The following is a 19,397-nucleotide window of genomic DNA, read 5'->3' as shown; positions in this document are numbered from 1 at the left end:
AGTATTTTGCTACTCAGATTTACTGTTACTGACTTTTTTACTATTGCCAAGCCAGCCCGAAACTAAAACATAAAATAATGGGATGTAAAATATTGCCAGTACGGTGGCCGTAATCATTCCGCCTATCACGCCGGTCCCTATTGCATGTTTACTTCCTGAACTAGCCCCTGTTGCAATGGCCAGCGGAATGACTCCCACAATAAACGCCAGAGATGTCATGATAATAGGGCGTAATCTGACCCTGGCAGCCTCAATAGCAGCTTCATAAATAGGGGTGCCATTTTTCTCATGTTCATCACGGGCAAACTCCACAATTAATATGGCATTCTTTGCAGAGAGACCGATGGTGGTCAGTAAGCCGACCTGGAAAAACACATCATTTTCGAGGCCACGCATCAGCGTTGCAGCCACCGCACCAATAATACCCAGTGGTATTACCATAAGAACTGAAAGCGGAATACTCCAGCTTTCATAAAGCGCGGCAAGACACAGAAATACAAACAGCAAAGAAATGGCATACAGCATGGGAGCCTGAGATCCAGATAACCTTTCTTCAAAGGAGAGTCCCGTCCATGATACATGTATTCCTTCGGGAAGCTGCTTTGCAATCTCTTCCACTGCTTTCATTGCCTCGCCTGAACTATATCCTTGCGCTGGTGAACCTAAAATTTCAATAGCCGACTGACCGTTATACCGCTCCAGTTTTGGAGAGCCGTAAATCCATTTACCGGTAGCAAATGACGAGAATGAAACCATATTGCCGTCACTGTTTCGCACATACCACTTGTTAAAATCATCAGGGGATACCCGGGAGTCGGGTTCACCCTGAATATAAACTTTTTTCACACGTCCATGATCGTTGAAATCATTTACATAGGTTGAGCCCCATGCTGCCGACATCGTGTTATTAACATCAGAGAGACTGAGCTTCAGCGCACGCACCTTTTCATCATCAATTATCACCTGATACTGCGGCTCATCGTTCATTCCATTAGGCCGGACCATGGAAAGCGCCGGATTTTTCGCTGCCATACCCAGAAACTGATTTCTGGCCTGCATCAGCTTTTCATGCCCGCTGCCGCTTCTGTCTTCAAGGAAAAGGTTAAAACCAGTGGCATTACCGAGCTCCATCACCGCTGGTGGTGCAAAAGCAATTACCGTAGCTTCCTTTATCGTGCTGAAAAAGCCCATTGATCTGCCCGCTAACTCAAATACACTGCCCTTTCGTTCGCTCCAGGGTTTTAGCTGAACAAACACCATCGCAGTCCCCTGTCCGCGCCCGGAAAAGCTGAAACCGCTTATCGCCAGGGTTGATGCAACGACGTCCTTTTCTTGATCCATATAGTAATCAGAAATTTTAGTCAGCACCTGCTGCGTCTGGGCTGCGCTGCTGTTCACCGGCATCTGCACCTGAACAAACAGGTTACCCTGATCTTCATCAGGCAGAAAAGCGGTCGGCAGTTGAGGAAAAAGCACAACCAGAAGCGCCACAATTGCAAAGAAAATAAGCAGTGCGCGTTTTCGTGCGCGTAGCGTTCGCGCCACTCCATTACGGTAAAGTACCGTTCCTCGCTCAAACTTCCGGTTAAACCAGCCAAAAAATCCTTTTTTCTCATGCTGGCCTTTCTTTGCAGGACGAAGAAGAGTTACACAGAGCGCCGGGGTGAAAATCAGTGCTACCAGCACGGAGAGTGCCATGGCTGACACAATGGTGATTGAAAACTGCCTGTAAATAACCCCGGTTGAGCCACTGAAAAACGCCATCGGCAGAAAGACTGCTGACAAAACCAGGCCGATCCCAATCAGTGCTCCGGATATCTGCCCCATTGATTTTCGCGTGGCTTCTAACGGTGAAAGGCCTTCTTCCTCCATTATTCGCTCAACGTTCTCGACGACGACAATGGCGTCATCAACCAGTAAGCCGATGGCAAGCACCAGACCGAACATAGTCAGTATGTTTATGGTAAAGCCAAAGGCAGACATGATGCCGAATGTACCCAGTAATACAACGGGTACAGCCATGGTCGGGATCAGCGTTGCTCGCCAGTTCTGCAGAAACAGGAACATGACCAGGAAAACCAGTGCGATCGCTTCCAGCAGCGTATGCACCACACCCTTTATTGAGGTACTGATGACAGGCGCGGTGTCGTAAGGATAAACAATTTCAACTCCCGCCGGTAAGGTGCTTTTAAGATCCTCAAGCCTGGCGCGCACAGCTTCTATCGTCGCCAGTGCATTAGCCCCGGTAGCCAGTCGCAGGGCGATCGCAGTACTGGGAAGATTTTTATTATATTTCGAGTGTATCGTGTAACTTTCAGCCCCCAGTCCAACTTTTGCCACATCTTTCAACAGCACCCGCGAACCGTCTGGCTGCACCTTCAAAAGAATATTTTCAAATTGTTCTGCAGTGGTAAATCTTGTTTTCCCGATAATAGTGGCATTGAGTTCGGTGCTGCTTTCTGTAGGCAGTCCGCCAAGCTGTCCGGATGAAACCTGAACGTTTTGCGCCTGAATGGCCGAAGAGACATCGTTTGGCGTCAGCTTATAGCTGTTGAGCTTCGCGGGATCCATCCAGATACGCATCGCATTCTGAGCCCCCATGACCATGAAATCTCCGACACCGCTTACGCGTGACAGTGGGTCCTGAAGCCTGGAAACCATGTAATCACTCAGGTCGAAACTGCTCAGGCGTGCGTCTTTAGATACCAGTCCGACTATCAGCAGAAAATTTATCTGATACTTGGCTACGCGTATCCCCTGCTGTTGAACCTCGTCTGGCAAAAGCGGATTAGCCAGTGATAGCTTATTCTGAACCTGAACCTGAGCAATGTCAGAATCAGTTCCCTGATCAAACGTGACGGTAATCGTAAACGAACCATCAGAATTGCTTTCAGACTTCAGATAGCGAAGGTTATCCATCCCGTTCAGTTGCTGTTCAATAACCTGAACTACTGTGTCCTGCACTGTGTTCGCCGAGGCGCCGGGATAGTTACCACTGATAGCAATAGCCGGCGCGGCAATGTTCGGATACTGATTAATAGGTAACTTGAAAATGGCCAGAGCACCGGCAAACATGATGACAATGGCGATAACCCAAGCGAATACAGGCCGATCAATAAAAAAGCGTGACATAGCGGTTCCTTAGTTCGGCTGAGTTGCGGCCTGATCTGACCGGAAGGTAGCCGCGGGGTTGGCTTTCACTTCCTGACCTGGCTGAACATTCTGGGTGCCATCAACGATCACACGCTCTCCAGCCTTAAGGCCTTCGCTGACGATCCACTGGTTACCGACTAAGCGTTCCGTGACTACTTTTCTTAGTGCGACCTTATTATCTTTCTCAACAACGAGAACCGTTGCGCCCCCATCAGGATCACGGGTAAGCCCGCGCTGCGGAACAAGTATTGCCCCTTTTCGGACACCATCCTGTAAGCGGGCTCGAACAAACATCCCCGGCAGTAAACGTCCATCAGGGTTAGGAAATTGCGCTCGGATTATGACGGAGTCCGTTGCCTCATCCACGGTGACTTCAGAAAATTTAAGACGACCTGGATAGGCATAATCTTTTCCGGTATCGAGACGCAGGCGAACGTCAGTCTGCTGAGTGCCCCCACTCGATAAAAGCCCTGCCGAGAGGTCCTCCTGAAGCTTCAACAGCGCAGTCGAGGACTGAGGTATATCGACATAGATAGGATCGAGCTGCTGAATGGTTGCGATAGCATCCGTCTGATTAGCCGTCAGCAAAGCACCCTGCGTAACCGAGGACCGACCAATGCGACCGGATATGGGTGCGGTTATTGTGGTATATCCGAGATCAATTTTTGCGGCATCAACTGAGGCCTGAGCCTGAAGCCAGGTTGATCGAGCATCATCTGCGTCCTGTCTGCTGATGGCTCCATACCTGATGAGTCTTTCATAGCGTTGTGCCAGCAATTTTGCCGACTGCAGCGCAGCTTCTTGTTTTGAAAGTGTTGCCCGGTAGGATGCCGGGTCAATCTGATATAATGGCTGTCCGGCTTTAACTACGCTTCCCTCTTCAAACAAACGCTGTTTGAGAATGCCGCTAACCTGAGGCCTGATTTCTGCAACCAGGAAAGCAGACGTCCTTCCCGATAACTCGGTAGTTAGCGTAACATCTTCATATTTAAGCGTAATAACTCCGACCTCGTTTGACGGAGCGGGTGGCATAGCAGATGAACGATCACATCCTGCCAGCAGTAATGTAAAAAGCGTCACGAGATAAGCTTTTGGTGTAAGGAAGGTCCGGATGATCATTTCAGGGCTCATTCAAGTAGTATGTTCATTCTAGTATATTCATACTAAAATAAAACATGCAACAGATCTCAGGAGTAAAAAGGCGATGACAGATGTAAGCACTGATGGCCTCAGTGAAAAAAGCAGAAACCGTAAAAATCAGGTGCTTGATGCTGCGGCTAAATGTTTCAGAGAGAGTGGTTTTCACGGCAGTAGTATTGCGCGTATATCAAAAATGGCCGGCATGAGTCCAGGGCACATTTATTATCATTTTGAAAATAAGGAAGCGATCGTTGAGGCACTAATTGCAAGGCAGGAAAATACAATACTTGAGCTTTTCAAGGACATTGCGGTAGGTCCGTCTGATGAAGCACTTTCATCCGCAATGGCACGTTACACCCGAAAAATGGTTGATCACCATATGGACCCGGATTTTGTCGGTTTGTGGCTGGAAATTGCGGCAGAGTCATCAAGAAACCCGGCAGTGGCTAAAATTTTACATCTTTCTCATAAGAAAACTGAAGCGCTTTTAGAAGCACAATTACAGGCCAGAACGGGTATTACGCAATCAGCTGACCTTAAAAAATTTCGTTCAGTTATGCATATAATACCAATTATATTCAATGGGTTATCTGTATATTCCTCGATTTGGTCTGACGAGGACAAAACTGATAAGACTGTGCTTACGGCTAACATAAATGAAATTATCGATCACTGTCTGAAGGGCTTGTAAATTTAGTTTTTTGCCTGGCAAGCTCTCTTCTGCATGGTCTGGTTTACACCTGTTGAATAAACGGCATCGTTTGAAAGGGCAGGTATCCAACATAGCTTTAAACCTTAAAATAAGGGATTAGTTTCCGGTGGTTGGCGATCAGTTAAGTGTTCTTTCAATTCGCCCGATTTACATCATAGTATTTTGAACGCCACTGGACAGATTGAGCGAGGAAAAAAGGGAGCAGACGCAAGATAGTTGAGGGCTTGTCGGGATTTGGTAGCCGCTTCCATCATGACTCCCTATGTCCAGTCTTTGGTCTGGCACACTAGCCCGCGCTGAGTCACTTAATTAGGCAGTGTCCGCCTGGAGGTGTGAGTTCAACGGGTCGATAAAACGCTTATTCTGCCGAACATCAGACGTTTGTAACCGCGAAAAGATAACCGGACGCATCGTTCCCTATACATAATCTTTGTGTAGAGTAGCCACGACCATCATCAGGTGGGGCTGACCACGGAAACTAATCATGCCCGAATTAATGACTGCCTTCTTTACAACTGAAGGATTTAAACCTTACGTGATCGGCGGCGCTGCCGTAAGCATCATGATCACCATTACGGTAATGGTGATCATCCTTATCAGGTTGTTTCTGAACAAATAGACCGAAACCGGGCCTGATTTTTTCGGATTTGTTAAAATTCGTATTTTTCCTGATAGCCTGCCTGCTGCACACTCTAATGTTAATATGCTGGCGTGACCACTCAACCTAACTACCCGTTCCATGTGAATAGTTGCTCCGGTGACCGCCTGTTCCATATCCCTATTGCCCAGGCGAGCGGCAACCCTGCTTATGGCTTTATCATCGGCCACCTGCTCGGTCATCGCTATGGCAGCATGTTCCGCATGTTGCAGGCGCACTATACCTATACCCCAGCGATATTCTGTCTGACTCGGAATCTGAGCACATGGCGATTCTCTCGGCGCTTGAAAAAAGTGATGGTAAGACAGCGAGAAGCGCGATGAAGAAACATATTGACCGGGTAATTGCGACATTTGAGCGGGCGCAGGAGTGAAAATTCCTGAATTAAAACCAGGATAAACGGGTGAGTTTTAACAGTGATGTCCGCTGTGTGCCAGAAGCGGAACTCCATGAGATCTTTAGAAGCTCAACTACCACGTTGTTTCTCTAATCGGATGAAAGCACCATCTAATGTTGTCTTATTACTCCAGCCGAGTTGCATGTAAAATTTAGCTGCACGGCTGTTTTTATCTGTTTCCAGCCAGGCAACGTTGTGATGTTTGAACAACTCCTGTTCCGCAATCTTTGTTAGTCTGCGACCAATGCCTCTGCCTTCGTAGGCAGGAAGGACAAAAAGACCAAAAAGAGAGCCTTTCTCCCTTAAAATCATCGAAAAACCAACCACTTCATCATAATTTGTGGCGAACCATGCGCAACGACCTACTTCGATCATATTGCTCAAGGTACTTTCAGTGATGCCCATATCCCGCATCTCTTCCCGGCTCAGGTGATTTTCAGTTACAGAAGTTCTGACAGTGAAAATACTTTCAACATCAGATGATTGAGCTAGCCTTATATTGATATCCATTAGTCTTACTCCATGTATGACAAAGATAAATGTTGAGGGTAATGCAATCATATCCTCTTCAGAATCCTGAGACTTTGAGCGAAATCGCTAATAGCAGACATCCGCCCCTTTCAACAGGCAGCTCTGTGCCAGAAGCGGACGTCCAGGCAGCAATCAAGTTGTTCCCATAGTTGCGTGATGAAACAGATGACGAATAGTGTTTTTTACGTAAGGTAAATGCTGATTCCACAGCTAAACAAAGGGAGTAAGCATGGGAAGATTTCAGGGTAAACGTATACTGATCACGGGCGGCACCAGTGGCATGGGGCTGGCGGGCGCTCTGCGTATTGTCACTGAAGGTGGCCACGTAGCCATTACGGGGCTTAATGAAGAAAAGCTGGAACGTGCACGCAGCTTGCTTCCTGTGACATCACTTATTCTGAAAAGCGATGCTGCAAGCGAAACTGACATCAACGGGCTAGGGGAAGCTATCAGCGGCTGGGGTTCACTTGATGGATTATGGCTTAATGCCGGCTTTGCAGAGGTAGGCTCTCCGGAATCTGTAACCGCAGATTCTTTCAATCGTATGATGAACGCTAATGTGCGCGGTCCGATGCTACAGCTGGCAGCGCTCTCCAAATCACTTAATTCAGGTGCATCCGTTCTGGTGACTTCATCCTCATCTGTATATGAAGGAGCGGCGATGACAAGCCTGTATGCAGCGACGAAAGGTGCCGTTATCGCTATGGTCAAAAGCTGGGCATCTGCGTTTGCTGAACGCGGTATCCGTGCCAACACTTTGGTACCGGGTCCGATTGAAACTAACTTCAGGCACTTTATGCCAGAAGAGTCTCGTCAGCAGTTTGAAGATTTTGTGGTAAGCCAGGTTCCTTTGGGTCGTGCAGGAACAGCAGAAGAGGCCGCTGCAGTTGCACTTTTCCTCCTGTCCGATGACGCATCCTATGTTACCGGCAGCCAGTATGCTGTAGACGGCGGGCTGGTACATTACTGACCGCTTCCCAAAGTCACGAAACTAAGTGAAATTAATCCAGTAACGTCCGCTTTTTGCTCATAGCGGACTGCGCATTTGCAGGCCTGCTTTATGCGAGTCGCGTGATTGCCCGTATGCTGTTAGCGCAATAAAAGACCTGCCTGAAAACCAGGATTTTTCACGGTCAAACGAAAGAGGTTATACGCGTTTTCGACACCAGTGCGCACTTCAGCAATCGAAAATTATGAATATGGCTGAGCGACGCCAGCGTTATTAGCGTGCCTCAGGCCTTTTTCCCCAAAAGATTTGGGAGACTCATGCGGCGCAACTGACTGACTATGAGTAGCTCCCAGGTAGCATTCACTGAGACGCATGAATGAAGACGTGTCACTAACAGCTTGCTAAGTCTGGAAGCCTTAAAGTCCTGAAAGATCAGTTGGCTTCGTCCTTCAACCGGGGGCGATAATGTTTCAGGACAACGTGTGTCACTATCTGACCGTAAATAAAGCCGCCCAGTCCAGCAAATATTACGGTGCCGGCTATGCCGCCAAAGTACGCTCCCGCGCCACTGAGGGTCCCGCAAAGGACGAGACCTCCCCAGGTCTGCCAGTGCCGGAAGGTCGATTTATAGCCCTCCGCCAACGTCTTCCGCGATCCCGAAAAGATAAGTCTTTTAGTTCGGGAATACTTTTTTGGGTCCAGTAGATTTTCACGGTAGTGTCCTTGTTCCGATTGCCAGGCGAAGGAAAACATAAAGCGCCGGCATATGAAGCGGTTATCCAATACCCGCTGTTCGTTCATAGCGGACATTAGCCCGACGCCAGTCCGCGTTGTGCCAAAAGCGGACACAGGCTGATATAAATAACCGTTGAGATGTCCGCCTGTATTGATCTATGAAGGAACTGCATGAAGCGATGCCTCAGAATGCAGTCCCGCCATAACGATATTTATAAGCCACTCAAGTCGTTGCCGCCACTCGCCATTAAAATCAAGCTGCCATATGCCCGCAACTGCCAGAAAGAAATCATCAGTTGTTACTCCGGGGTGGATGGTTCCCGCTTTCTCATTTGCATCAAGCAGCATTTGTGCAGCGTCAATCACCGGGGCATAACCAGCCTTCTCCGGACAACTTGTGCTTAGCGACACTATCCGCATTGCATCAGCCAGACCAGCTTTGGTCATTGCATACTCAGCAAGGCGAACTATCCATTCACGCAATGCCTGATCGGGCGTGCGCGAATGAAGCAGTTGTTCTGCATATTTAGTGACCTGCAACATCTCATAGCGATAAACCTCCATCACCAGTATTTCACGCGACGGGAAGTGGCGATAGAAAGTGGCCTGACCCACGCCGGCCTTTTTCGCAATCGTTGTGAGCGCAACGTCTGCAGAAATCGTCAGCTCCTCAAGTGCAACCGACAGAATACATTCGCGATTTTTCTGTGCATCAGCGCGCGCCGGACGCTCTACATTATTCTTCATTGTCACCACTTTTCCTCGCTGAAATATTAAAAGCTTGCTAAACGGACACTTGTCCGTTAATTTCTAAGCGGACGATTGTCCGCTTACGCCTTTATCTTTTATCATACCGGAGAAACATATGAAAACTTCAGGCAATACGATCCTTATCACCGGCTCAACCTCGGGTATTGGACTGGGCCTTGCGGTGCGTTTTCATGATGCTGGCAATAAAGTGATTGTTGCTGGTCGCCGCAGGGATTTACTTGATCAAATTACGAGTGACTATCCGGGAATAGAGGCCATTGAGCTTGATATTGCTGATGCTGAATCAGTCAAAAGAGCAAGTAAACTCGCAACAGAACGTTATCCTGACCTGAACGTCGTCATCAATAACGCTGGTATCATGCTTAGCGAAAATGTACTGGATTCGGATTCAATTAATATTGCGCAACAGACCGTTGAGATTAATCTTCTGGGCACCATCCGCATGATTTATGCCTTCTTACCTCAACTGATTCAAAAGAAAGACAGCTTCATCATCAATGTCAGTTCCGCTCTGGCGTTTGTTCCGTTTCCAGTAGCTATGACCTATAGTGCCACAAAGGCCGCCTTACATTCGTTCACGCAGAGTTTACGCGTGCAGCTTAGTGACACTCCGGTACGCGTGATAGAATTAGCTCCACCGGGGGTGCGTACGACCTTATTCGGACAGCAAAATGAGGAACACGCTATGCCTCTGAATGAATTTCTTGATGAAACCTTCACCCTGCTGCATACCAATTCCACACCTGATGAAATCATTGTTGAACGCGCAAAGTTCTTACGGACAGCTGAGGCGACTGGTAATTACGAAAGCGCGCTTAAAATGCTTTCAGCCTGGAATGTTCAGGAGTGAGGATTGCATCAATACTCGTTTTTATGCCATTTCGTGCGCAACAACGCACGAAATCTTCATAGCTTCGATATGCATGAGAGGGTTCGTAAATTTTCTGAACGGCTAACGTATTCCCCTATTTATTGTCGCTACAGGTATCATAAAGGCAGGGTCCTGGGTAAAGCGATGAGTATCTGTATAAGTTTATAAACAGATTGCTATTAAGTCGATTTTGTTCGTCGTACTCCCACTGAATCTGTAACATATTAAAAACGCCTGGAATACCGTTCGTCCCTCTTCCAGTCTCATGTAAAGCATTAAGTATAAATGCCAGCCTGTTATCCTTACTGCAGACAAGCTGGCATTCGTTATGCTCCGGCGGAAATAGGTCGGCGTGACGAAACACAGAACGCCTGACCTGCCACGGTTGATACACGGCTACGTTTGCAATTGATTCTTCTGCCTGTAGAGCAACTGCGAACGTCCGCTTCTCGCTCATAGCGGACATTAGCCTGACGTCAGTCCGCTTTGTGCCAGAAGCGGAGGTTCACAAAATCTCGATAAGCTCGAACTCCTCAAAGATAAGTTCCATTTCCTCAGAATAAGTGCCTTCACGTTCAAAATAACGTTTATGAACTTCCTTCCAGTACTCCAAACTTAAATCACCTTCACCTTCTTTGCTGGCGAGTTCACTCGTCATTTCACAGAAGCGGATGGCATGCATTCTGACAGTTTGGATCACGCACATTGGCTTTCCGGTTCCATCAAGAATGATATTGTAACTTCCAACGCAGGGAGCTTCACCTCGTTCATATTCAAGCTCAAAAGAAGCTTTTGAACAGCATGTTGCTGTTTTAATGCCACTCAAAACCAGTTGAACGAGTTCGTCAGCAAGTTCCGGGCTATCGCCAAAGTGCCATGCAAGTGCGCCAGAATAAGTACTGCTTAATTTATCGAGCTTTGTCATTGTCAACCTTTGTTAATCTGATTTTTGTTTGAAGTGGCCTCTAATTTCCGATTAATATCAATTATCTAAGCCAAAACATCATTTGTGTGGCACTACTGCGAGTATCCGCTTTTCGCTCACAGTGGATTAGTCCCCCACGGACGGCTTTGTGCCAGAAGCGGACTTTACTCACATCACGATAGGCTAGTCACGCCAGGCATCTCCCCAGCATGTCTTTGGAACACTCTCCCAAATGGTCATTTCGTTCTTCAGTCAACTCGCCATCAAAGCATAGTTATTATTAATTTTCTTAGATAAGTATGAAAATCATAAACCTTTAAATCTTCAGGCAACTCAACAATAATTTGTCAACCGTGAAGATAATGTCGAAAGGAGGCACTCACGATGACTGTTTCTATAGGTGTACTTGCAGGTATGGGGCCCCGTTCTACAGCCCCTTTCATTGATATGCTGGTGAAAGACTGCCACGTCGGATACGGAGCAAAATATGATATGGATTTTCCTAAAATGCATATTATCTCGTTGCCAACACCTTTCTGGCCGGGCAAGAAAATTGATGATAATGCGATGATCGCGACCCTGCAGCAGGGTATTTACGAACTCCTCAGGGCAAAAGTGAGCCTTATAGCTGTTCCCTGTAACCTTGCACACTGCTACTTTGCCGAAATGAAAGCGGTGAGCTCAGGTATTCCACTTCTGCATATCGCAGACAGTGCGCTTGAATCACTGCCCGCAGAAGCAACCAGACTAGCTGTACTGGCGACAGAACCAACTCTGGAAGCAGGGTTCTATCAGGCGCGGTTAGAGGCTTCTGGCAAAGAAATCATTGATTCACCTCTACTTCGTGAAATGACCACATCATTAATCGGACGGGTTAAAACCAAAGGTTTTCATGACCCTGATGCGCAGGCAGAGTGGAAGGATTTATTGTCTATAGTGGCAAATCTCAAGGTGGAGGCTCTTCTTATAGCCTGTACCGATCTGAGTCCCCTTATAACTGAAACTGCTTTCAGCTTTGTCATTGTGGATACGGCAGCAAGCCTTTCCAAAGCGACCATTAAAAACTACAGGCAACTGTCCGGTAATAATACAGGCTAGATCCATAAATTCGGCCAGTCTGATGTCCGCTTCTCGCTCATAGCGGACGTTAGTCTGTCGTCAGTCTGCCTGGTGCCAGAAGCGGACGTAGCTGAGACTGCATTCCATTAATCATGGGGGAGCAGCTAAAAGTCAGCAACCGAGATACTTAAGCTAAAAATGCATACCTTTAATGAACCGGGTGGTTCTGTTAAGATGAAAAGGTTTACAGGGAGAAACCACATGCGAACACTGACTGAAAAGAAACGAACTGACATCCTTAACGCCGCCACGACTGTCTTTCTCGAGCAGGGTTACGAACGCGCATCCATGGAGGCTGTGGCAAGAGCAGCAGAATGCTCCAAAGCCACGCTCTATAACTATTTCTCCTCCAAGGAGAGCCTTCTTGACGCCGTCGTCAGGGCGTACGGCACCAATTTTTTGACGCGCGCGGCGGACGATATTTACAGTCAGGACAGTCGTCATCTGCCCCTGGCTGACAGACTGCAGCGCTTTGGTGAGGGCATGCTGGGTGCAATGACATCGGACTGGAAGGGACTACAACTGTATCGCATGGTTATCGGCGAGGCAGGACATTCCGGCATCGGTGATATTTTTTATGAGTCCGGTGTCCGCGAAAGCATGAACGCTCTGGCAACGCTGATGAAACAGCATATCGAGGCTGGTGACCTGGCTCCCGCCCGTCCCGAACTGAGGGCGAAACAGTTTTCTGCGCTTGTGAAGGCCGAGGCTGATGAGCTCTTTCTCCGGTACAATATGCCGGTTTATACGCGCGAAGATATCATCGCTATGGTGAAAAGCGCTGTAGAGGTATTTATATCGGGTGCATCACCACGCTGACCTGGCGGGCAGAGGCGGATTATTCACCATATGCGGTTGACTAATCCTCGGACATATATAAACTGATACGTACAGTTCAATTATAGTGAGGATTAGAACAATGCTTAATCGTTTCATTTTGGTAGCAGGTTTGGCCGTGGGTTCGCTTCTGCTGAGCGGCTGCGTTTCTTTATTCTGAGGAGTTAACATGCGTCTTGTTTACAGCCTCATTACTGGCATGGCCGTACTGATGCTTACCGGGTGTCTTTCCATCGGCAGCCACATCTGAACCTTACCAGCCCGCCTTCAGGCGGGCAATTTTCTGATACCGTCTGCGCACGTCTAAAATAATACCTCCGACAGCATGAGCACAATCAGAGTGCTTATGGCCAGAGCAACTATAATTTCTACAACAAGCAGCGTCATTAACGAGTTCTGGTGGACTCCCCAGGCCCCCTCAATATATTTTCTTCCGCGGCGGCCTTTCAGGCGCCGGATATGGACGATCTCTTTTACGTTAATGATGACGTGCCACCACATAATCATGACGGTCACCGCAAGAGCGCCAAATAAAATCAGGATGCTCAGGGTGTTCCAGTCCATCCAGCCCCCCCCGCCATTAATCACTGACAGTTTCTCCTTCATTGTATCCTCTTTCATGTAGAGTCTTCGCTTATGGGGTTCTGAAAACGCGCATCCCTGTGAGTTGGGCAGGCGCTGCGGGTTTTCACCAGAGGGTGACATCGCTGAGTACCAGCAGCAGTAGCACAGAAAGCGCATCCACAATGAGGCATTCCGCCACCAGAAATATTTGTACCAGTCCTGATGTGGCCCCCCACACCCTGGCGGCATAGTATCCGGCCCGGCGCTGTCCGAACCGGCGCAGGCGGCGCATTTCACTGAGGTTGCGGGCGGTTCTGATCAGGGCGCATGCCACGGTCAGCAGCATGGCTCCATATACGAACCATTGCCTCGGCGACGTATTTTCAAGTCCCCCGGCTATCAGCCAGCCATTCATCAGCTGATCCGGGCGTCAAATGTGGTGAGGAGGCCAGCGGCAATAAAAACAAGCGCCAGAACGGTCCGGATGAGCAGCACCTTCATGCTCCTGCACCCGCAGCATACCGCCGAAGAAAATCAGCTGTTCTGCTCCTCACTTCTTTACGGAGCATCGCCTTATCCTGCTGAAGGCCAGCCATCAGCCTTCGCAGCTCCTCCGTCAGCTTCAGCCAGGCATGAGCCATTTCGCCAGAGGGCCGGCAGCGCAACTCTCCGCGCAGCATTGCCGTATCAATAACGCTCCGCGCATAGTCCGCTGCCGGTGTAAAGGCGTCTCTTCCCGGGCTGTCAAAGCTGCTCCTGGCTTCGCCATATTTTTGCAGCGTCAGCATCATTCTTATCAGCCTGCGCCGCACCGGCAGACCGGAGTAGCGGAGCGGCAGGCTCAGGATAAAAGAGGCGCGCTCAGCACTCACTTCCCGCATGCGCTCCGGCATGTCCTCCCTCACTACCGTCATGATGGCCAGCCGGGAACGGGGCAAGCAAGTGATGTCTGACAACGAAACTTCCGGTTTGAAATAAAGCATTCCGCACTCCTTATGTGAAAGTCACCGACACGCACTGAAACATTTTCTTGACAGAGTCAGGATAAACCATATTAACTATACCGTACAGTTTATTATATCAAAAAGTAACCGGAGAATAATTTATGGTTCGCCTCACAAAACAGCTGTCCCGTACGCTTATCCTGACCGCCGTCATTGCCGCCGCAGGATGTTCGTCCACGTCACCGGTAAAATATTCCGGCATTCAGGCCACATCCCGGATGACGCCTAACACGGCTGATGACAGCGATCGGATCCCCTTCCGCTACGCCACCCCGGTTGACTGGAGCAAATACCGCAGCATCACCATCGATCCTGTTGAAATCTATGGCGGCAGCGACGCACAGTTTAATGACATGTCTCAGGAAGACCGGCGCAATCTGGCAGACTACATGCAGAAGAAGTTTGCCGATGTGCTGCGGGAGAAGTTTACTGTCAACGCCAGCGCCGTGAATGCCCCTTCTCTCCGGCTAACGCTGACGCTGACCGGCGCGGACACGACGCCACAGGTTGTGGGGACCTTTACGAAATTCGACCTGGCTGGCGGCCCTTATAATATCGTTCAGTCTGTGCGAGGCGGGCGCGGACTAATGAGCGGTTACGTCAACTATGCTGTGGAAGTGAAAGATGCCGCGAGCGGTGAACTCCTTCTGGCCTACGTGGCGGAGCAGTATCCTAATGCCATGAACGTGGGGGCAACGTTTGGCTCAATGAGTGCGGCAGAGACAGGGGTGGACAAGGGCGCTGAGCAGCTGCTGGAAAAACTGCGCTAAGGCAGGCAATAACCAGAAGATGAAGACTTGTGAGCACAGGAATCTGTCAGTGTAGCGATTGCTGCACTGATGGGAGATGGTTACAGGCATTGTTCATAAAAGCTATCCTCGCATCAAAAAGTGCTGTGTTATGAATTCCCAATGTCCGCTTCTCGCTCATAGCTGTGCCTGGTCATGATTAAGACTGCTTTTTACCAGAAGCGGAACTTACTTACATTGCTGTGTTAGTTTGCCGGGAGCCGGTCAGATAGGTTTTTATGACCTTTTCAGACAGGGTCGTGACAGGATGAAATTCTGATACTGACTGGCGTGGTTTTTCACATCATTGACCGTCAGACCTCATCATCCAGGGGGGATGAAGCCTCCCTTTTTTATTACGCCAACTGCACCCAGTGGCACGCCACCTGATGGCCTGGGCGCATTTCGCGCAGTTCCGGAATTTCTGTGCGGCAGCGTACTGTTGCCTGCGGGCAGCGGGAAGAGAAGCGACAGCCAGAGGGCGGGCGTGACGGATCCGGGATTTCCCCCTGCACCACCGCCACGGGTACGCTTTCCGGGGCGAGCGTCGGCACCGCTGCCAACAGCGCCTGGGTGTAAGGATGTAGCGGCTGGCTGAACAGCGCATCGCGGCTGGCCGTTTCCACCAGCTTCCCCAGATACATAACTGCCACGTCATCACACAAATGCTCCACGACACCGAGATCGTGAGAGATAAACAGGAAGGTGACGCCATAGTCATCGCGCAAGTCGGAAAACAGGTTAATGATTTGCGCCTGAATAGAGACATCCAGCGCCGAGATGGGTTCGTCGGCAATAATAAAATCCGGGTTGAGGATCAGCGCCCTGGCGATGCCGATACGCTGGCGCTGGCCGCCGGAAAACTCATGGGGAAAGCGATTGTAATGCTGCGGCGCCAGTCCACATATTTTCATTACCTCCAGCACTTTGTCTCGCACTTCTTCTTTACTGCACAGCTTGTGCTCCAGCATTGCTTCCCCAATTGCATCACCTATCCGAATACGCGGATTCAGTGAGCTGTAAGGATCCTGAAATACCAACTGGATTTTCGGGCGCAGCGCACGCATCTGTTTAGGCGTCAGGTCCTGCAACTCCTGACCACGATATTTCACGCTACCTGCCGTTTTGTCATAAAGCCCCAGCAGCGTGCGTCCTACGGTGGTTTTACCGCTACCGGATTCGCCCACCAGGCCAAAAATAGTGCCGGGTCGAATGTTAAAACTGACGCCGTCCACGGCGCGTAGCTGTCCGGTTTCCTGACCAAAAAGCCCGTCGCGTAGGGAGAAATGCTTTTTCAGCTCCTTCACTTCAATAACATATTGCTGGCTCATGCGATCGGCTCCGCTAACTCGCTATGAATACATGCGGCTTGCCGCGTATGCCCGATCAGCGGCGGAATGCCCGCGTTGCACTGCGTGGTTCTGCGTTCGCAGCGATCATAGAACGCGCAATACGGCGGCAGTTCGGCCAGATCAGGCACCTGTCCAGGAATGGAGTAGAGGCGGCGTCGGCGCTCACCCGGAACAGGGCGCGACGCGATAAGCCCTTTGGTATAAGGATGCAGCGGGTTGTGAAGCACATCGGCAGTCGGGCCTTGCTCAACGATGCGCCCGGCGTACATCACCACGACGTGTTCCGCCATCTGCGCGATAACCCCCAAATCATGAGTGATCAGCATCAGCGCCATCTGCTGCGCCCGCGCCTGGTCGCGCAGTAAGCGCAGGATTTGCGCCTGCACGGTGACATCCAGCGCCGTGGTTGGCTCGTCGGCAATCAGCAGCTTGGGCTGGCAGCTTAACGCCATGGCAATCATGATGCGCTGCAACATGCCGCCGGAAAGCTGATGCGGATAGCAGCTCATCAGACTCTCCGCGCGCCCGAGTCCGACATCAGTGATCAGTTGCGTGGCGTGCGTCCAGGCCGCCTTTGGTGTTTCGCCGCGATGGCGTATCAGCGGTTCACAAAGCTGCTCGCCAATGGTCAGCACCGGATTGAGCGCTGTCATCGGCTCCTGAAAGATCATCGCTAACTGATTACCACGCAGATCGGCCATTTTCGACGGCTTCAGGCCCAGCAGATTGGTGCCCTGAAAGCGGATTTCTCCGCCGTCGATACGCGCAACCTGCGGCGGTAACAGTCCCATCAGCGACATGGCGGTAACGCTTTTGCCACAGCCAGATTCACCAACAACGCCAATGGTCTGCCCTGCCTGAATGGTAAAGGAGACATCCTGCACAGCGCGCACGCGCCCCTGCTCGCTGGCGAAGGAGATGGATAAGTTATTAAAGGTAATTAGCGGCTCGCTCATTTCAGGCTCCGTTTCATCTTCGGATCCAGTGCATCGCGCAGGCCATCGCCCAGCACATTAATGGCGATGACGGTCAGAAAAATGGCAATGCCCGGCGGCATCCACAGCCATGGGCGACGCTGAAAATCGATCAGGCTGTTGGCCGCGTCCATCATATTGCCCCATGAAGGCGTTGGCGGTACGACGCCAAGGCCGAGATAGCTGAGCGCAGATTCCATCAGGATGGCGTTGGCCACTGCCATCGTCGCCATCACCACCAGAATGGGTATGGTGTTCGGCAACAGATGACCGAACAGACGGCGGCGCGAAGAGAGGCCCAGGACCTGCGTCGCCAGCATAAAATCGCGTTCGCGCAGTGAGAGGATCTGCCCGCGCACCAGCCGCGCCAGCTTCGGCCACTCCAGCAGGCTAAGCATCACCACTACCATGTAGATGCGCGAATCAGACGAAAAATCGAGCTCAGATAACATCGCTCCGGCGACAATCAGCAGCGGCAGACTGGGAATCGTCATCACCAGATCCGCAATGCGCATAATCAGTTTGTCCGTCCAGCCGCCGGCATAACCGGATACCGCCCCCAGCAGGTAGCCCAGAGCCACCGAAAGTAGCATGGTCATCAGGCCAATAATCAGCGAGATACGTCCGGCAAGCAGCAGCCGGGTATAAATATCGCGGCCAAGAAAATCGGTGCCCAGCCAGTGCTCTGCGCCAGGCGGTTTGTTGATCATCAGCGCATCGGTGGCGTCATCTTTCCACGGCGTCCACACCGGCCCCAGCACGCACCAGATGGTCATGATTACCAGCAGAACAAGGCACAGCATCGACAGATGATTGTGGCTCAGCGCTTTCCACGCCTGGTGCCACGGAGACGGTGTGGCCTGCGCCAGCGCCGGAATTTCCGCCTTGCGTAAGCGGCGATTCGTTGAGAAAAGGGAACCGAACATCACGACCTCACGCGAATGCGTGGGTCGGCCCACGCGTACAATATATCGGCAATCAGGTTGCCAACAATGGTTAATACCGCCAGAAACAGGGTGAACCCCATCAGCACCGGATAATCGCGGGCGGCCAGAGAATCAATATGAATATGCCCTGCGCCCGGCCAGTTAAACACCTTTTCGGTGATGATCGCGCCGGAAAACAGCCCCGGCAGCTCAAAACCAAGCAGGGTGATGATCGGCAGCAACGCATTGCGCAGCGCGTGTTTAAGGATCACTGTGCGTTCCCGCAGCCCTTTGGCGCGCGCGGTGCGGATAAAATCCATCTTCACTACGTCAAGCATGCTGGCACGGAAATAGCGCGTCAGGCTGCCCGCCTGCAACATCACCAGCGCCATGACCGGTAACACCAGATGCGCCGCAACCTGCATCACCCACTCCCAGCCGTTATCGTCGCTGCCGGTGTTGGTCATGCCGCCCACTGGCAACCAGTGCAGATCGACTGCGAACCACTTAATAAGCAACAGGCAGAGAAAAAAGGTCGGGAAAGACATGGCAGCGAACACCGACACGCTCACCAGATGATCGAACAGCGAATTGGGTTTAAGCGCCGAGGCAACGCCCACCGCAAGCCCGATGCTCCAGTAAAACACCAGCGCAACGCTTGCCAGCAGGAACGAGTTCCAGATGTACTGGTTAAGTAGCTGACTCACCGGAATTTGGTATTGCAGCGAGAACCCCAAATCGCCGCGCAGCAACTGGCCGAGCCAATGCAGATAGCGGGTAAAGATCGGTTGATCGAGTCCATAAATAGCTTTCAGTTCGGCGGCGCGGGCGGCGGTGAGGGTAACGTTACCGTCGATAAAGTCGCCGGGCGTTTTCGCGAAAAGCATAAAAATAATCAGTGATGCGAGCAGCAGCATTGGCAGGGTTTGCAGCAGTCGCCTGAGGATAAAATTTCGCATAGCTTTCTCATGACAACTGCCGGGAGACCCCG

The 19,397-nt window shown here is 50.5% G+C and carries 18 protein-coding genes and 1 pseudogene; 7 read left to right on the top strand and 12 right to left on the bottom strand.

Going from position 1 to position 19,397, the window contains the following annotated elements:
• Nucleotides 1-9 precede the first annotated feature (9 nt).
• Nucleotides 10-3,132 (bottom strand): efflux RND transporter permease subunit, encoded by a 3,123-nt coding sequence (locus tag AC2LB6_RS01100; RefSeq protein ID WP_490092053.1) that lies wholly within the window; start codon nucleotides 3,130-3,132, stop codon nucleotides 10-12.
• Nucleotides 3,133-3,141: 9 nt separating this feature from the next.
• Nucleotides 3,142-4,284, bottom strand: coding sequence for an efflux RND transporter periplasmic adaptor subunit (locus tag AC2LB6_RS01095; protein ID WP_490092052.1), 1,143 nt, complete (start codon nucleotides 4,282-4,284; stop codon nucleotides 3,142-3,144).
• 73 nt (nucleotides 4,285-4,357) lie between these two features.
• Between AC2LB6_RS01095 and AC2LB6_RS01090 the strand changes: the two genes are divergently transcribed.
• Nucleotides 4,358-4,984 (top strand): TetR/AcrR family transcriptional regulator, encoded by a 627-nt coding sequence (locus tag AC2LB6_RS01090; RefSeq protein WP_490092051.1) that lies wholly within the window; start codon nucleotides 4,358-4,360, stop codon nucleotides 4,982-4,984.
• A gap of 777 nt (nucleotides 4,985-5,761) precedes the next feature.
• Nucleotides 5,762-6,036, top strand: a pseudogene (locus tag AC2LB6_RS01085) (FadR/GntR family transcriptional regulator); the annotation flags it as partial.
• Nucleotides 6,037-6,129: 93 nt separating this feature from the next.
• Here AC2LB6_RS01085 and AC2LB6_RS01080 read toward each other — a convergent pair.
• On the bottom strand, nucleotides 6,130-6,570 hold the full coding sequence (locus AC2LB6_RS01080; protein ID WP_490092050.1) for a GNAT family N-acetyltransferase: 441 nt from the start codon (nucleotides 6,568-6,570) through the stop codon (nucleotides 6,130-6,132).
• A 250-nt stretch (nucleotides 6,571-6,820) separates the two neighbouring features.
• Here AC2LB6_RS01080 and AC2LB6_RS01075 point away from each other — a divergent pair, with 250 nt between their 5' ends.
• Nucleotides 6,821-7,561, top strand: a complete 741-nt coding sequence (locus AC2LB6_RS01075) for an SDR family oxidoreductase (protein WP_490092049.1) — start codon at nucleotides 6,821-6,823, stop codon at nucleotides 7,559-7,561.
• Nucleotides 7,562-8,431: 870 nt separating this feature from the next.
• Here the strand turns inward: AC2LB6_RS01075 and AC2LB6_RS01070 are convergent.
• Nucleotides 8,432-9,022 carry a TetR/AcrR family transcriptional regulator gene (locus AC2LB6_RS01070; RefSeq protein ID WP_490092048.1) on the bottom strand — a complete coding sequence of 197 codons (591 nt, stop codon included), beginning with the start codon at nucleotides 9,020-9,022 and terminating at the stop codon, nucleotides 8,432-8,434.
• A 118-nt stretch (nucleotides 9,023-9,140) separates the two neighbouring features.
• Between AC2LB6_RS01070 and AC2LB6_RS01065 the strand changes: the two genes are divergently transcribed.
• On the top strand, nucleotides 9,141-9,896 hold the full coding sequence (locus tag AC2LB6_RS01065; protein ID WP_490092047.1) for an SDR family oxidoreductase: 756 nt from the start codon (nucleotides 9,141-9,143) through the stop codon (nucleotides 9,894-9,896).
• A gap of 526 nt (nucleotides 9,897-10,422) precedes the next feature.
• Here AC2LB6_RS01065 and AC2LB6_RS01060 read toward each other — a convergent pair.
• Nucleotides 10,423-10,842 (bottom strand): ASCH domain-containing protein, encoded by a 420-nt coding sequence (locus tag AC2LB6_RS01060; RefSeq protein WP_490092046.1) that lies wholly within the window; start codon nucleotides 10,840-10,842, stop codon nucleotides 10,423-10,425.
• 384 nt (nucleotides 10,843-11,226) lie between these two features.
• Here AC2LB6_RS01060 and AC2LB6_RS01055 point away from each other — a divergent pair, with 384 nt between their 5' ends.
• Together AC2LB6_RS01055 and AC2LB6_RS01050 are read left to right on the top strand one after the other, a co-directional pair.
• Nucleotides 11,227-11,940: an aspartate/glutamate racemase family protein gene (locus AC2LB6_RS01055; protein WP_490092045.1), complete on the top strand. Its 714-nt coding sequence runs from the start codon at nucleotides 11,227-11,229 to the stop codon at nucleotides 11,938-11,940.
• Nucleotides 11,941-12,162: 222 nt separating this feature from the next.
• Nucleotides 12,163-12,780, top strand: a complete 618-nt coding sequence (locus AC2LB6_RS01050) for a TetR/AcrR family transcriptional regulator (RefSeq protein WP_490092044.1) — start codon at nucleotides 12,163-12,165, stop codon at nucleotides 12,778-12,780.
• 321 nt (nucleotides 12,781-13,101) lie between these two features.
• Here the strand turns inward: AC2LB6_RS01050 and AC2LB6_RS01045 are convergent, their stop codons facing one another.
• The 3 genes from AC2LB6_RS01045 to AC2LB6_RS01035 form a co-directional block, all read right to left on the bottom strand.
• Nucleotides 13,102-13,404: a hypothetical protein gene (locus tag AC2LB6_RS01045; RefSeq protein ID WP_490092043.1), complete on the bottom strand. Its 303-nt coding sequence runs from the start codon at nucleotides 13,402-13,404 to the stop codon at nucleotides 13,102-13,104.
• An 82-nt stretch (nucleotides 13,405-13,486) separates the two neighbouring features.
• A complete protein-coding gene (locus tag AC2LB6_RS01040) occupies nucleotides 13,487-13,777 on the bottom strand; it encodes a hypothetical protein (RefSeq protein WP_490092042.1) in 291 nt (96 codons plus the stop codon).
• 82 nt (nucleotides 13,778-13,859) lie between these two features.
• A complete protein-coding gene (locus AC2LB6_RS01035) occupies nucleotides 13,860-14,345 on the bottom strand; it encodes a hypothetical protein (RefSeq protein ID WP_490092041.1) in 486 nt (161 codons plus the stop codon).
• Between the two features lie 122 nt (nucleotides 14,346-14,467).
• On the opposite strand from AC2LB6_RS01035, the gene AC2LB6_RS01030 reads away from it, so the two are divergent.
• On the top strand, nucleotides 14,468-15,136 hold the full coding sequence (locus tag AC2LB6_RS01030; RefSeq protein ID WP_490092040.1) for a DUF3313 domain-containing protein: 669 nt from the start codon (nucleotides 14,468-14,470) through the stop codon (nucleotides 15,134-15,136).
• A gap of 374 nt (nucleotides 15,137-15,510) precedes the next feature.
• Here the strand turns inward: AC2LB6_RS01030 and AC2LB6_RS01025 are convergent, their stop codons facing one another.
• Genes AC2LB6_RS01025 through AC2LB6_RS01010 form a run of 4 tightly spaced genes read right to left on the bottom strand, consistent with a single transcriptional unit; the run spans nucleotide 15,511 to nucleotide 19,365 of the window.
• Nucleotides 15,511-16,485 (bottom strand): ABC transporter ATP-binding protein, encoded by a 975-nt coding sequence (locus AC2LB6_RS01025; RefSeq protein WP_490092039.1) that lies wholly within the window; start codon nucleotides 16,483-16,485, stop codon nucleotides 15,511-15,513.
• Nucleotides 16,482-17,462 (bottom strand): ABC transporter ATP-binding protein, encoded by a 981-nt coding sequence (locus tag AC2LB6_RS01020; RefSeq protein ID WP_490092038.1) that lies wholly within the window; start codon nucleotides 17,460-17,462, stop codon nucleotides 16,482-16,484. The genes AC2LB6_RS01025 and AC2LB6_RS01020 overlap by 4 nt, the downstream gene beginning before the upstream one ends.
• Entirely contained in the window at nucleotides 17,459-18,406 is a 948-nt protein-coding gene (gene opp4C / locus AC2LB6_RS01015) for an oligopeptide ABC transporter permease (protein ID WP_490092037.1), read from the bottom strand. The genes AC2LB6_RS01020 and opp4C overlap by 4 nt, the downstream gene beginning before the upstream one ends.
• On the bottom strand, nucleotides 18,406-19,365 hold the full coding sequence (locus AC2LB6_RS01010) for an ABC transporter permease (RefSeq protein ID WP_490092036.1): 960 nt from the start codon (nucleotides 19,363-19,365) through the stop codon (nucleotides 18,406-18,408). Before AC2LB6_RS01010 ends, opp4C begins: the two co-directional genes overlap by 1 nt.
• Nucleotides 19,366-19,397 lie beyond the last annotated feature (32 nt).

The sequence above is a fragment of the Pantoea sp. RCC30.1 genome (assembly GCF_058148845.1).
This window is presented reverse-complemented; position numbering and strand designations above follow the sequence as displayed.

Bases quoted from the DNA above. Each gene is read 5' to 3' on its own strand.
- AC2LB6_RS01055 (WP_490092045.1), top strand. From the start codon at position 11,227: ATGACTGTTTCTATAGGTGTACTTGCAGGTATGGGGCCCCGTTCTACA.
- AC2LB6_RS01100 (WP_490092053.1), bottom strand. From the start codon at position 3,132: ATGTCACGCTTTTTTATTGATCGGCCTGTATTCGCTTGGGTTATCGCC.
- AC2LB6_RS01010 (WP_490092036.1), bottom strand. From the start codon at position 19,365: ATGCGAAATTTTATCCTCAGGCGACTGCTGCAAACCCTGCCAATGCTG.
- AC2LB6_RS01035 (WP_490092041.1), bottom strand. From the start codon at position 14,345: ATGCTTTATTTCAAACCGGAAGTTTCGTTGTCAGACATCACTTGCTTG.
- AC2LB6_RS01020 (WP_490092038.1), bottom strand. From the start codon at position 17,462: ATGAGCGAGCCGCTAATTACCTTTAATAACTTATCCATCTCCTTCGCC.
- AC2LB6_RS01070 (WP_490092048.1), bottom strand. From the start codon at position 9,022: ATGAAGAATAATGTAGAGCGTCCGGCGCGCGCTGATGCACAGAAAAAT.
- opp4C (WP_490092037.1), bottom strand. From the start codon at position 18,406: ATGTTCGGTTCCCTTTTCTCAACGAATCGCCGCTTACGCAAGGCGGAA.
- AC2LB6_RS01060 (WP_490092046.1), bottom strand. From the start codon at position 10,842: ATGACAAAGCTCGATAAATTAAGCAGTACTTATTCTGGCGCACTTGCA.
- AC2LB6_RS01040 (WP_490092042.1), bottom strand. From the start codon at position 13,777: ATGAATGGCTGGCTGATAGCCGGGGGACTTGAAAATACGTCGCCGAGG.
- AC2LB6_RS01095 (WP_490092052.1), bottom strand. From the start codon at position 4,284: ATGAGCCCTGAAATGATCATCCGGACCTTCCTTACACCAAAAGCTTAT.
- AC2LB6_RS01075 (WP_490092049.1), top strand. From the start codon at position 6,821: ATGGGAAGATTTCAGGGTAAACGTATACTGATCACGGGCGGCACCAGT.
- AC2LB6_RS01030 (WP_490092040.1), top strand. From the start codon at position 14,468: ATGGTTCGCCTCACAAAACAGCTGTCCCGTACGCTTATCCTGACCGCC.
- AC2LB6_RS01050 (WP_490092044.1), top strand. From the start codon at position 12,163: ATGCGAACACTGACTGAAAAGAAACGAACTGACATCCTTAACGCCGCC.
- AC2LB6_RS01045 (WP_490092043.1), bottom strand. From the start codon at position 13,404: ATGAAGGAGAAACTGTCAGTGATTAATGGCGGGGGGGGCTGGATGGAC.
- AC2LB6_RS01065 (WP_490092047.1), top strand. From the start codon at position 9,141: ATGAAAACTTCAGGCAATACGATCCTTATCACCGGCTCAACCTCGGGT.
- AC2LB6_RS01080 (WP_490092050.1), bottom strand. From the start codon at position 6,570: ATGGATATCAATATAAGGCTAGCTCAATCATCTGATGTTGAAAGTATT.
- AC2LB6_RS01025 (WP_490092039.1), bottom strand. From the start codon at position 16,485: ATGAGCCAGCAATATGTTATTGAAGTGAAGGAGCTGAAAAAGCATTTC.
- AC2LB6_RS01090 (WP_490092051.1), top strand. From the start codon at position 4,358: ATGACAGATGTAAGCACTGATGGCCTCAGTGAAAAAAGCAGAAACCGT.